Annotated in this window: 13 protein-coding genes; 5 read left to right on the top strand and 8 right to left on the bottom strand. The window is 66.9% G+C overall.

Going from position 1 to position 12152, the window contains the following annotated elements; genetic code table 11:
- The first annotated feature begins 342 nt into the window (after nt 1-342).
- The 4 genes from dnaG (at nt 343) to ACTZQ5_RS09065 (ending at nt 6544) form a co-directional block, all read left to right on the top strand.
- Nucleotides 343-2223 (top strand): DNA primase, encoded by a 1881-nt coding sequence (gene dnaG / locus ACTZQ5_RS09080; protein WP_443584848.1) that lies wholly within the window; start codon nt 343-345, stop codon nt 2221-2223.
- Nucleotides 2223-4259 (top strand): RNA polymerase sigma factor RpoD, encoded by a 2037-nt coding sequence (gene rpoD / locus ACTZQ5_RS09075; RefSeq protein ID WP_443584847.1) that lies wholly within the window; start codon nt 2223-2225, stop codon nt 4257-4259. Before dnaG ends, rpoD begins: the two co-directional genes overlap by 1 nt.
- Nucleotides 4260-4536: 277 nt before the next feature.
- Nucleotides 4537-5520 carry a ferritin-like domain-containing protein gene (locus ACTZQ5_RS09070; protein ID WP_443584846.1) on the top strand — a complete coding sequence of 328 codons (984 nt, stop codon included), beginning with the start codon at nt 4537-4539 and terminating at the stop codon, nt 5518-5520.
- Nucleotides 5521-5551: 31 nt separating this feature from the next.
- Nucleotides 5552-6544, top strand: a complete 993-nt coding sequence (locus ACTZQ5_RS09065) for a ferritin-like domain-containing protein (protein WP_443584845.1) — start codon at nt 5552-5554, stop codon at nt 6542-6544.
- A 64-nt stretch (nt 6545-6608) separates the two neighbouring features.
- Here the strand turns inward: ACTZQ5_RS09065 and rplS are convergent, their stop codons facing one another.
- The 4 genes from rplS to ACTZQ5_RS09045 are packed head-to-tail and all read right to left on the bottom strand — an operon-like array spanning nt 6609 to nt 8378.
- Entirely contained in the window at nt 6609-7001 is a 393-nt protein-coding gene (gene rplS, locus ACTZQ5_RS09060) for a 50S ribosomal protein L19 (protein WP_443584844.1), read from the bottom strand.
- Between the two features lie 5 nt (nt 7002-7006).
- Nucleotides 7007-7738 carry a tRNA (guanosine(37)-N1)-methyltransferase TrmD gene (gene trmD, locus ACTZQ5_RS09055; protein ID WP_443584843.1) on the bottom strand — a complete coding sequence of 244 codons (732 nt, stop codon included), beginning with the start codon at nt 7736-7738 and terminating at the stop codon, nt 7007-7009.
- Nucleotides 7735-8118, bottom strand: a complete 384-nt coding sequence (locus tag ACTZQ5_RS09050; protein WP_443584842.1) for a type II toxin-antitoxin system VapC family toxin — start codon at nt 8116-8118, stop codon at nt 7735-7737. Before ACTZQ5_RS09050 ends, trmD begins: the two co-directional genes overlap by 4 nt.
- The gene (locus tag ACTZQ5_RS09045; RefSeq protein ID WP_443584841.1) at nt 8115-8378 is read right to left on the bottom strand and encodes an AbrB/MazE/SpoVT family DNA-binding domain-containing protein; all 264 of its coding nucleotides are present in this window, start codon (nt 8376-8378) and stop codon (nt 8115-8117) included. The genes ACTZQ5_RS09050 and ACTZQ5_RS09045 overlap by 4 nt, the downstream gene beginning before the upstream one ends.
- Nucleotides 8379-8409: 31 nt before the next feature.
- Here ACTZQ5_RS09045 and ACTZQ5_RS09040 point away from each other — a divergent pair, with 31 nt between their 5' ends.
- Nucleotides 8410-9339, top strand: a complete 930-nt coding sequence (locus ACTZQ5_RS09040; protein ID WP_443584840.1) for an NAD(P)/FAD-dependent oxidoreductase — start codon at nt 8410-8412, stop codon at nt 9337-9339.
- 23 nt (nt 9340-9362) lie between these two features.
- Here ACTZQ5_RS09040 and rimM read toward each other — a convergent pair whose 3' ends face one another.
- The 4 genes from rimM to ffh all read right to left on the bottom strand — a co-directional run bounded on the left by rimM (nt 9363) and on the right by ffh (nt 12074).
- Nucleotides 9363-9881: a ribosome maturation factor RimM gene (gene rimM / locus ACTZQ5_RS09035; protein ID WP_443584839.1), complete on the bottom strand. Its 519-nt coding sequence runs from the start codon at nt 9879-9881 to the stop codon at nt 9363-9365.
- Nucleotides 9829-9984 carry a hypothetical protein gene (locus tag ACTZQ5_RS09030; protein ID WP_443584838.1) on the bottom strand — a complete coding sequence of 52 codons (156 nt, stop codon included), beginning with the start codon at nt 9982-9984 and terminating at the stop codon, nt 9829-9831. Before ACTZQ5_RS09030 ends, rimM begins: the two co-directional genes overlap by 53 nt.
- A gap of 58 nt (nt 9985-10042) precedes the next feature.
- Nucleotides 10043-10459: a 30S ribosomal protein S16 gene (gene rpsP, locus ACTZQ5_RS09025; RefSeq protein WP_443584837.1), complete on the bottom strand. Its 417-nt coding sequence runs from the start codon at nt 10457-10459 to the stop codon at nt 10043-10045.
- Nucleotides 10460-10565: 106 nt separating this feature from the next.
- Nucleotides 10566-12074, bottom strand: coding sequence for a signal recognition particle protein (ffh, locus tag ACTZQ5_RS09020; protein WP_443584836.1), 1509 nt, complete (start codon nt 12072-12074; stop codon nt 10566-10568).
- Between the last annotated feature and the right edge of the window lie 78 nt (nt 12075-12152).

Genomic DNA, 12152 nt, shown 5'->3' with positions numbered 1-12152 from the left:
TTCGTCATCCCGGCGCACGCCGGGATCCATGGATACGAGAAGCCCGTCGCTGCGCGCCACATCAGCGACGCGCGTCCATGGATCCCGGCCTTCGCCGGGATGACGAATGAAAGGTCCGCGCTGTCCTACACGGCTCGAATCGGGCATGGCATCGTCATGCTCGCTGGCATCGTCCACTCTCGCCTGCATCCGACGCCGACGGCCGCTGCCGGATGACAACGCGCCAGCACGTCGGGAGCGTTTTTGGGCGCGACGTAGTGTCAACTTCGTCAACTTCCGCGCGTCATCGGCGCCGCCTGCATTGCCTAACCGCCCCGCCTCGGGCATGATAGAATCGCGCGTATGAGCCTGTCACCGCAGTTCCTCGACGAGCTCCGCGCCCGCACCTCGCTGTCGGCGCTCATCGGCAAGACGACCAAGCTGACCAAGGCGGGCCGCGAGATGCGCGGCTGCTGCCCGTTCCACAACGAGAAGACGCCGTCCTTCTACGTCAACGACGACAAGGGCTTCTACCATTGCTTCGGCTGTTCCGCGCATGGCGATGCGATCCGCTGGATGACCGACCAGCGCGGCCTCCCCTTCATCGATGCGGTGAAGGAACTGGCGCAGGCCGCCGGGCTGGAGATGCCGGCGCAGGACAGGCGCGCCGCCGCCAAGGCCGAACGTGCCAGGGGCCTGCATGATGCGATGGCGGATGCCGCCGCCTGGTTCACCGAGCAGCTGAACGGCCTGCCCGGCGCCGACGCCCGCGCCGTGCTGGCGAAGCGCGGCATCCGGCCGGAGACGGCGCGCACCTTCGGCATGGGCTTCGCTCCCGACAGCCGCGGCAAGCTGAAGGCGGCGCTCAAGGACTATGGCGACCCTGCGCTCGTCGAATGCGGCCTGCTGATCCAGGTCGAGGGCAAGGATCCCTACGACCGCTTCCGCGGCCGCCTGATGATCCCGATCCGCGACGCCCGCGGCCGGACGATCGCGTTCGGCGGCCGCGTCATCGGCGAGGGCGAGCCCAAATACCTCAATTCCCCCGACACGCCGCTGTTCGACAAAGGGCGCACGCTCTACAATCTCGACCGCGCCGCCCCCGCCGCCCGCAAGGCGAACCGCGTGCTGGTGGTTGAAGGCTATATGGACGTGATCGCGCTGTCGCAGGCGGGGATCGACGAGGCGGTCGCCCCGCTCGGCACCGCGCTCACCGAGGCCCAGCTCGAACGCTTGTGGCGGATGGTCGACGTGCCGGTCCTCTGCTTCGACGGCGATGGCGCCGGGCAGAAGGCGGCGCTGCGCGCGGCGAGCAGGGCGCTGCCGATGCTGGCGCCCGGCCGCAGCCTCGCCTTCGTCACGCTGCCGCAGGGGCAGGACCCCGACGATCTGGTCAAGGCCGGCGGCGCCGGGGCGATGGAGGCGCTGCTCGAAACACCGCAGCCGCTGGTCGACCGCCTGTGGCAGAGCGAGGTCGCCGCCGGCCCGTTCGATACGCCCGAACAGCGTGCCGGCCTGAAGCAACGCCTGGCCGACCTCGCCGCAACGATCGCCGATGCCTCGGTGCGCAAGGAATATGAAAGCGACTTCCGCAATCGCTTCTACGAACATTTCGCGCCCAAGCGCCGCGCCTTCCCCCCCCCCCCGCCGCGCGCACAGGGCAAGCGCGGTGCCGACGGCCAGTGGAAACAGCCGCCCGCGCCGCCGACCGAGGATGTGAAGGCCTTCCACGCCGCCGGCATCGACCGCGTGCTGGCGAAGGCGGTGCTCGCCGGCCTGATCCGCCACCCGGTGGAGATCGCGCGCCACATGGAGGTCCTGGGCAGCCTCACCGGCATCGACGGCGCGCTCGGCCGGTTGTTCGAAGCGGTGGTCGACGTCGCGCTGGAGGACCGGGCGCTTGATAGCACGCGTCTGCGCACCATATTGGCACGCAGCGGTTTCGATTCAGTCGCAAGCGACCTGCTGAGAGCCGATACGATGCCCTATTCGTTCACGCAAAGCGGTGGAGATCCGGACCGCGCCAGAGCAGACCTCGACGAAGCGATCGCCATCATGGTGGCGCGACCGGAGGTCGATCAGGCGTTGGGACAGGCGACCGCCGCGATGCAGACGCACTTCACCGAAGACGCGTTCGAACGGCAGGTGGCATTGGTGAAAGAGAAACAGGCGTTGGAGCTTCGACTTGCAAATCTGGTGCAGTCGAACGAAGACGCCCGAGCGTTTGGATCCGAGGGCAATTGATGGCGAAGGTTAACGGTAGCGGTGGTGACGAGGGTGGCGACGTGACCGACGCGCCGCTGATCGACCTCAATGACGCCGATATCAAGAAGCTGATCGCCCGCGCCAAGAAGCGCGGCTACATCACCTACGACCAGCTCAACGAGGCGCTGCCGCAGGACCAGATGTCCTCCGACCAGCTCGAGGACATCATGTCCGCGCTCAACGAGATGGGCGTCAACATCGTCGAGAACGAAGAAGCCGGCGAAGACGGCGACGGCGAAGAGGCGCAGGCCGACGACGAGGCGGAGGTCGCCGAGGTCGATGGCGACGGCTCCGCCGCGCCCGCGCTGGAGACCAAGAAGAAGGAGACCGTGGATCGCACCGACGATCCGGTCCGCATGTACCTGCGCGAGATGGGCGCGGTCGAACTCCTGAGCCGCGAGGGCGAGATCGCCATCGCCAAGCGGATCGAGGCGGGTCGCGACACGATGATCCTCGGCCTGTGCGAATCGCCGATCACCTTCAACGCGATCATCGACTGGTCGACCCAGCTCAACGAAGGCACGATGCAGCTGCGCGAGATCCTCGATCTCGACGCGATGCTCTCCAAGGGGCCGTCGGCCGAGCAGGTCGAGGGTGCCGAGGACGACGACGGCGCCGAGATCAGCGAAAAGACCGCCGGTGCGAGCTTCAAGGACGAGCCCGAACCCGAGGAAGCATCGGCCGATGAGGACGATGAGTCCGGCGAGCCGCGCGCGCCCCGCCCTTCGGACGACGAGGACGAGGACAATACGCTCAGCCTCGCGCAGATGGAGGAAACGCTCAAGCCACAGGCACTGGAGCGGTTCGCCAACATCACCGCGCTCTACAAGAAGTTCAGCAAGATCCAGCAGCAGCGCCTCGATGCGATGCAGGCGGGCGGCGAGCTGTCGGCGGCCGACGAGCGCAAGTATCAGAAGCTGCGCGAGGACCTGACCGCGGAGGTGGAGAGCGTCCAGTTCCACAACGCGAAGATCGAATATCTCGTCGACCAGCTCTATGCCTTCAACCGGCGCCTGACCGCGCTGGGCGGCCAGATGCTGCGCCTCGCCGAACGCCACAAGGTCAGCCGCAAGGACTTCCTCGATCGCTACGTCGGCCATGAGACGGACGACACCTGGCTGCAGTCGGTGGCCAAGCTCGACAAGAAATGGGGCAATTTCGCCGCCAACGAAGCGGCGGCGGTTGACCGCATCCGCGGCGAGATCAGCGAGATCAGCCAGCAGACCGGCATGGCGCTCACCGAGTTCCGCCGCATCGTCAACATGGTGCAGAAGGCGGAGCGCGAGGCGCGGATCGCCAAGAAGGAGATGGTCGAGGCCAATTTGCGGCTCGTGATCTCGATCGCCAAGAAGTACACGAACCGGGGGCTGCAGTTCCTCGACCTGATCCAGGAAGGCAACATCGGCCTGATGAAGGCGGTGGACAAGTTCGAGTATCGCCGCGGCTACAAGTTCTCGACCTATGCGACCTGGTGGATCCGCCAGGCGATCACCCGTTCGATCGCCGACCAGGCGCGCACGATCCGCATCCCGGTCCATATGATCGAGACGATCAACAAGCTGGTCCGGACCAGCCGCCAGTTCCTCCACGAGCAGGGCCGCGAGCCGACCCCTGAGGAAATGGCGGAGCGCCTCTCCATGCCCTTGGAGAAGGTGCGCAAGGTGATGAAGATCGCCAAGGAGCCGATCAGCCTCGAGACGCCGATCGGCGACGAGGAGGATTCGCACCTCGGCGACTTCATCGAGGACAAGAACGCGGTCATCCCGGTCGATGCCGCGATCCAGGCGAACCTCAAGGAAACCGTCACCCGCGTCCTCGCCAGCCTCACCCCGCGCGAGGAGCGGGTGCTGCGCATGCGCTTCGGCATCGGCATGAACACCGATCATACCTTGGAAGAGGTCGGCCAGCAGTTCAGCGTCACCCGCGAACGCATCCGCCAGATCGAGGCCAAGGCGCTGCGCAAGCTCAAGCACCCGAGCCGCAGCCGCAAGATGCGCTCGTTCCTGGATCAGTAGGACGGGCGGCGGCACGGCCGAAAACGACACTGCCCCGGCGAAAGCCGGGGCTTTGTTGTTTCAGAAGCCGCGTCCGCCAGCGACTGATCCCCGGGCCATGCTGACCTGCATCAACAACATCCTGACATCGCATCCGTAACAGACTGCTTTTAAACGCTTTTCCTGGCAAAGAGCGCATCCTTTGCCGCTGGCGAACGTAACGTTCCTTGCGATTCGAAGGCCCGGCGCATCCGGCGTCGGCTGCGGGTCTGCACGACCCGCAGGGAGGTTACCGACGATGACGACTCCGTCCGAATCCATGATCGAGGTGTTCGACGCCCGCAGCCGGCGACGCGAGGATCGCCGCGCCTTCTTCAAGGCGGCGATCGGCGCCGCTGCCGTCGGCACCGCGCTCGGCGCTGCCGGTGGAGCCAGCGCACAGGCAGCGCCATCCGATGCCGACATCCTCAACTTCGCGCTCAATCTCGAATATCTCGAGGCGCAATTCTACGCCTATGCCGCTAACGGCACCGGCCTCGCCGGCAACCTGCTGACCGGCAGCGGCACGCAAGGTCCGGTCAATGGCGGCCGCCAGGTACAGTTCACCGACACCGCCGTCCGCCAATATGCCCGAGAAATCGCCGCCGACGAGGCGGCCCACGTCGCCTTCCTGCGCAACACGCTGGGCAGCGCGGCGGTGGCGCAGCCGGCGATCGACATCGGCGTCGGCCCCAACACCGCCTTCTCCGCCGCGGCGCGTGCCGCCGGCCTCATCACCGCCGGCCAGACCTTCGATCCATATGCCAGCGACGAGAACTTCCTGCTCGGCGCCTTCATCTTCGAGGATGTCGGGGTCACCGCCTATAAGGGCGCCTCGCCGCTCATCACCAACAACACCTATCTCGATGCCGCCGCCGGCATCCTGGCGGTCGAGGCGTTCCACGCCGGCCTGATCCGCAGCGTGCTCTATGCCAAGGGCATCGCCACGCCGACGCTGCGTTCGGGATCGGAGGCGATCTCCAACGCACGCGATTCGCTCGACGGCGCCTCGGACCTCGATCAGGGCGTCGCGCCGCAGACCGTCGCCTATGTCAACGGCAGCGCGGCGGCGGTGAACGTGCAGGTCAGCAACATCGCGCCGACCGATGCGAACGGCATCGCCTTCAGCCGCACGCCGGCGCAGGTGCTCAACATCGTCTACCTCACCGCCGGCACGACCGCCTCATCGGGCGGCTTCTTCCCCAATGGCGTCAACGGCACGCTCCGCACCACCGCCGCCTGACCACCGACGCCACTCCAGGGAGACCCTCATCATGACCGACCAGACCACGATCCTCGACATGCTGGAAAGCGCCGGCCACGCGCGCGACGCCCGGCGCCGCTTCATCCGCCTGTGCGGCGGCGCCGCCGCGATGGCCGGCGGGCTGTCGCTGCTGTCCGCCTGCGACGACGACGATGCGCAATCGACCCCCTTCCCTACTCCTACCCCCACGCCGGCGCCGACCAGCACCAGCGCGGATATCGACATCCTCAACTTCGCTCTCAGCCTCGAATATCTGGAGGGCGCCTATTACAACCAGGCGGCGTTCGGGCAGGCGGTGAGCGCGGAGCTCACCACCGGCGTCGGTACGCAGGGCACGGTGACGGGCGGGCGGCAGGTGACCTTCACCGATCCCGTCGTCGCGGATTATGCGCGGGAAATCGCCTATGACGAACTGGCGCACATCCGCTTCCTGCGCAATTCGCTCGGCCTGTCCGCGGTGGCGCAGCCGGCGATCAATATCGCGGGCGACGCCAGCGGCGCGTTCACCGCAGCGGCGCGCGCCGCCGGTGTGATCGGCCCGACCGAGACGTTCGACCCCTATGCCAATGACGAGAACTTCCTGCTTGGCGCCTATCTGCTGACCGACGTCGGCGTGACCGCCTATCGCGGCTCCGCCCGGCTCATCACCAACAAGGTGTTCCTGGAGGCATCGGCCGGCATCCTCGCCACCGAATGCTATCACGACGCGGCAATTCGTGGCACCCTGTGGGCCAAGGGCCTGACCCGTTCGGCGATCTACACCAACGTGACGAAGATCAGCGATACGCGCGATTCGCTCGATGGCCCCGCCGATACCGATCAGGATATCGGCAACGCCGCCACGGCCAACATCGTACCAGCCGACGGCAATGGCCTGGCCCTCGGCCGCACCGCGCCGCAGGTGTTGAACGTCGTCTATCAGAACCGCGCCGCGGTCAGCTCCGGCGGGTTCTTCCCGGCAGGCGTCAACGGCAACATCCGCACCAGCGCGGCCAACGCCTGAATGCAAAAAGGGCGCGGAAGGTGATCCCTTCCGCGCCCTGCGCTGTACCGTTGCCGGTGCCGGATTACTCGGCGGCGACAGTGCCCTTCGCCGGACGCGTGTCGCGGCGCTCGGCGATACGCGCCGACTTGCCGGTGCGGCCACGCAGGTAATACAGCTTGGCGCGACGCACCGCGCCCTTGCGCACCACTTCGATCGAATCGATGTTCGGCGAGTAGAGCGGGAAGACGCGCTCGACGCCCTCGCCGAAGCTGATCTTGCGCACCGTGAACGACGATCCCATGCCCTTGTTCGAACGCGCGATGCACACGCCTTCGTAGTTCTGGACGCGGGTCCGCTCGCCTTCGACCACCTTCACGCCGACCTTCAGCGTGTCGCCGGGACGGAATTCGGGGATCGGGCGATTGCCGGTGAGCTTGGCGATCTGCTCGGCTTCGAGCTGCTGGATCAGGTTCATTGACGTCAGTCCTTCGTTCGCCGCGCGCCAGAGGGAGGTTGGACCCGAGCGCCCTCGTGGCGCTCCCAAAGGTCCGGCCTCCGTAGCCGTGTATCGGTCTCGGCCTGCGCCATACGCCAGGCCGCGATCCGCGCATGATCCCCCGATCGCAGCACTTCGGGGATCGTGCGCCCTTCCCATTCATAGGGGCGGGTATATTGCGGATATTCGAGCAGCCCCGTTTCGAAGCTCTCGTCATCCCCGCTTGAAGCCGCGCCCATTACGCCTGGCAGCAGCCGAATGCAAGCGTCGAGCAGCACCAGCGCGCCCATCTCGCCGCCCGACAGGATATAGTCGCCGATCGATACCTGCTCGATATCGCGGCCCTCAAACAGCCGTTCGTCGAACCCCTCGAACCGCCCGCACAGCACGATGACACCCGGCCCGTCAGCCAGTTTGCGCACCCGCGCCTGCGTCAGCGGCCGGCCGCGCGGCGTCATCGCGAGGATCGGGCGCGCGTCGGCGACGCTGTCCACCGCTGCGGCAAGCACGTCCGCACGCAGCACCATCCCCGCGCCACCGCCCGCCGGCGTATCGTCGACCGAGCGATGCCGGTCGGTAGCGAAGTCGCGGATCTGGACGGCGTCGCACGACCAGCCGCCCTCGCGCAGTGCCCGCCCCGCCAGCGATACGCCGAGCGGCCCGGGAAACATCTCGGGGTAGAGCGTCAGGATGGTGGCGGCGAAGGTTCCGCTCATGCCGGCAGCGTCCAGTTCTCGACCACCAGACCGGGTACGTCGACGAAATCGCTTTCGTTGTTGGTGACGATCGTCAGCCCTGTCGCCAGCGCATGCGAGGCGATAAACCGATCGAGCTTACCGCGCCGAAACGGTACGTCGGGAAAGCGCCGTGCCTCCGGGAGGCCGAAAGGCAACGGTTCGATCGCCGTCAGCAGGCGGCCGAGCGCGACCTTCTGCTTGTCCTCCGTGACGCCATACAACGCCTCGGCCACGCAGAGCGTCGAAGTGACGATTACCCCCGGCTCATGCTCCTCGACCCGATCGCGCAAGGCATCGTTCTCTCCCGCGACGAGATAGATGAGGATATTGGTGTCGAGGAGAAAGCGCGGCATGTTCATCGGCGAAGCAGCGTCCCCTTCCAGTCCAGGTCGCGCGGCGCCATTTCCAGTCGATCGACCGGCTTGAGGCCAGGACATGACCCATAGATGCCGGTCAGGTCGATCTTCTTCGGCACCGCCGGCGCGGGTTCAACCGTGAAGCTGCCTCGCTCCTCGCGCAGCAGCATCTCGTCGCCGTCCTTGAGGCCGAGTGCCTTGGGCAGCCGCAGCGCGACGGAGTTTCCCGATTTGAACACCTTGGCGCGATATTCGTTACTCATGCCGGCCTCCGTATAGACGGGATGTATATACATGGACGAAGCGGTGCAAGGCGAGCTGGACGATTGCATCATCATCGGTGCCGGGCCGGCGGGCCTCACCGCCGCGATCTATCTTGCGCGCTTCCATCTTTCCATTCGGCTGTTCGATAGCGGATCGAGCCGCGCCGCGATGATCCCGTGCACGCGCAACCATGCCGGCTATCCCGATGGCATCGCCGGCAAGGACCTGCTCCGGCTGATGCTTGCCCAGGCCGAGAAGTATGGGGCGTATCGCGAGGAAAAGAAGGTCACGGCGATCGAGCGCGACGGGCAGGATTTCCACATCGTCACCGATCACGGCACCTATCGCGCCCGCAGCGTCCTGCTCGCGACCGGCGTGGTGAACCACCGGCCGCATATCCTGCCGGAGGTGCATGACCCGGCCCTGGAACGCGGCCTGATCCGCTATTGCCCGATCTGCGACGGCTATGAGGTGACCGACAAGCGGGTCGGCGTGATCGGCACCGGCGACCATGGCATGCGCGAGGCGCTGTTCCTGCGCGGCTACACCCGCGACGTCACGCTGATCGCCCCTGATGCGGAGCATATGCTCGACCGGGCGTGTGCGGCGAAGCTGGATGAAGCCGGCATCGTCCGGGTCGATGGGCCCTGCGGCGGCTGGGCGATCGAAGGCGACCGGCTTGCGCTCGACACCGCGCGCGGTCGGATGGCCTTCGACAGCGTCTACCCTGCGCTCGGATCACGCATCCGCTCGCACCTTGCGGTCGCCGCGGGCGCACGCGCGAGCGACGAGGGATGCCTGGAAGTCGACGATCACCAGCGCACCAGCATCCCCGGCCTGTTCGCCGCTGGCGACGTGGTGAAGGGGCTCGACCAGATCAGCCACGCGATGGGCGAGGCCGGCGTCGCCGCGACGACGATCCGCAACCTGCTCAGCGAGCGGCAGCCGATCCGACGCTGACGCGCCGGTCGGCCGATCGCCTCCTATTCGACGAAGTCGGCGTTCACGATCAGGCGTTCGCCATCCCACGCCGGGACAGCATCGACCGTCATCGGGACCATGAAGCGTTTGCCGTCCGGCCGCTCGATCTCGATCACGTCGCCAGCGCCGAAGTTCTCGATTAGCACTACGGTGCCGAGCGGCTGGTCATCACTGGACACGGCAGCGAGCCCGATCAGGTCGGCATGATAATATTCGCCGTCCGCCAGCGGCGGCAGCACCGATCGCGGCACCGTCAGTTCGGTCCCCCGTAACGCCTCGGCGGCATTACGGTCGGCGACTTCAGCGAAGCGCGCGATCGTACCATTGCTGCCGGGCTGGGCCGATTTCAGCGTCAGCGCACCACCGTTGAAGCTTTTGTAGGTCGCGATATCCTCGGCGAACACCTTCAGGCGAACCTGGCCGTGGATGCCGTGCGCGCCGATCACCACGGCCAGCGTGATGGTGTCGTCAGCCTTGCGCGCGATCGGGTGACCCGTCGGTTCCTGTGGGGGCATCATCATCGCCTTCCGCAGGCTCGGTGGTGGAGACGCCCTGGTTGGTGGCGTCGTTCGCACTCTCCTCGACGGCGTCGGGAGCGGTGCGGGGGTCGGGTTCGGTGGCCATGATGCGTTCGGTCCTTCGTTGGTGAAGGCGATCAACGCATCATGGCCCGATCCGATGCTTAGGCCTCGGTGGTCTCTTCCGCGGCCGGTGCCTCTTCGGCCGGAGCGGCAGCGGCAGCTGCAGCGGCCTCTTCCTGCGCCTTCAGCTTCTCGGCACGCTCTTCGGCGCGCTCGGTCGCCTTCTCGCCCGGCTTGCCCTTGTTGGGGTTGCTGCGCGCCGCGCGTTCACGCACGCCGGCCTGATCGAGGAAGCGGGCGACACGGTCGGTCGGCTGGGCGCCGTTCGACAGCCAGTACTTGGCGCGCTCGGCGTCGAGCACGATGCGGTTCTCGGCGTCCTTGGCGAGCAGCGGGTTGTAGTTGCCGATCTTCTCGATGAACTTGCCGTCACGCGGGCTGCGCGCATCGGCGACGACGATGCGGTAATAGGGACGCTTCTTGGAGCCGCCACGCGACAGGCGAATGCTGAGTGCCATTGTAGTTTCCTTGCCTTCTGATCGTCACCCCAGCGAAGGCTGGGGTCTGGTTAGTGTCGTATTCCCTCGCGTGAGATCCCGGCCTGCACCGGGATGACGGTCGGGACTATTTCTTCTTCAGGATATTCTCGAAGCCGGGGGGCAGCTTGGGCATGCCATCCTGGCCGCCGCCGAGGCCGGGAAGCCCCTTGGGCAGGCCGCCGCCGGCCTTTTCCATCATGTCGCCGAGGCCCTGGCCGCCGAGCGCGTTGCCGAGGCCGCCCATGCCGCCCTTCCCCAGCATCGCCATCATGCCCTTGAGGCCGCCCATCTTCTTGATCTTCTTCATGGCGGTGGACATTTCCTGATGCATCTTCAGGAGCTTGTTCACCTCCTGCACCGTCGTGCCCGATCCCTTGGCGATGCGGATCTTGCGCTTGGCGTTGATGAGTTCGGGCTTGGACCGCTCCTTGACGGTCATCGATCCGATCATCGCATCCATGTGGATGAGCACCTTGTCGCCGCCCGCCTGGGCGAGCGCACCCTGTGCCTTCTTCATCCCCGGCATCATGCCGGCGAGCGCGCCGAGGCCGCCCATGCGACGCATCTGCGCCAGCTGCCCGCGCAGGTCGTTCATGTCGAACTGACCCTTGGCGAGCCGCGCGGTCATCCGCTCGGCATCTTCCTGCTGGATCGATTCCGCGGCGCGCTCGACGAGGCTGACGACGTCGCCCATGCCCAGGATGCGGCCGGCGACGCGGCTGGGGTGGAAGGCCTCCAGCGCATCCATCTTTTCGCCCGTACCGGCGAACTTGATCGGCTTGCCGGTGACGGCGCGCATCGACAGCGCCGCACCGCCGCGCGCGTCGCCATCCATGCGGGTCAGCACGACGCCGGTCAGCGGCACCTGGTCGGAGAAGTTCTGCGCAACGTTCACCGCGTCCTGGCCGGTCAGGCTGTCGACGACGAGCAGGATCTCCTGCGGCGTGGCGATCTCCGCCACCGCCTTCATCTCGTCCATCAACGCCTGATCGACGTGCAGGCGGCCCGCGGTGTCGAGCATCAGGACGTCATAGCCCTGCAGCTTCGCCGCCTGGAGCGCGCGGCGGGCGATGTCGACCGGCTGCTGGCCCGCGACGATCGGCAGCGTCGCCACCTCGATCTGCGTGCCCAGCGTCGCCAGCTGCTCCTGCGCCGCCGGGCGGTTGACGTCGAGCGACGCCATCAGCACCTTCTTGCGGTCACGGCCGGCGCCACCCGAACTCAGGCGCTTGGCGATCTTGGCGGTCGTCGTCGTCTTGCCCGAGCCTTGCAGGCCGACCATCATCACGACGGCGGGCGGCGTCACCGCCAGCTCCAGCTCCGACGCATCGGCACCGAGCATCTCGACCAGCGCATCGTTGACGATCTTGATGACCTGCTGCCCCGGCGTGACCGAGCGCAGCACGTTCTGGCCGACCGCTTCCTCGGTCACCTTGTCGACGAACTGGCGCGCCACCGGCAGCGCCACGTCCGCCTCGAGCAGCGCGACGCGCACCTCGCGCATCGCGGTCCGCACATCGGCCTCGGTCAGCGCACCACGGCCACGCAGGCGGTCGAACACGCCGCCAAGCCGGTCGCTCAGACTGTCGAACATCGCCTCAAACCCTCACTCAAGCCACACAACGCAAAAGACGCCGGCGGGCGAAACCTCGCCGGCCAGCGTGCACCCGTG

The organism is Sphingomonas cellulosilytica (assembly GCF_052321755.1).
In the GTDB taxonomy this organism is placed as follows: domain Bacteria; phylum Pseudomonadota; class Alphaproteobacteria; order Sphingomonadales; family Sphingomonadaceae; genus Sphingomonas.
The sequence above is the reverse complement of the archived record's forward strand: the minus strand, read 5'-3'. Positions and strand labels throughout refer to the sequence as shown.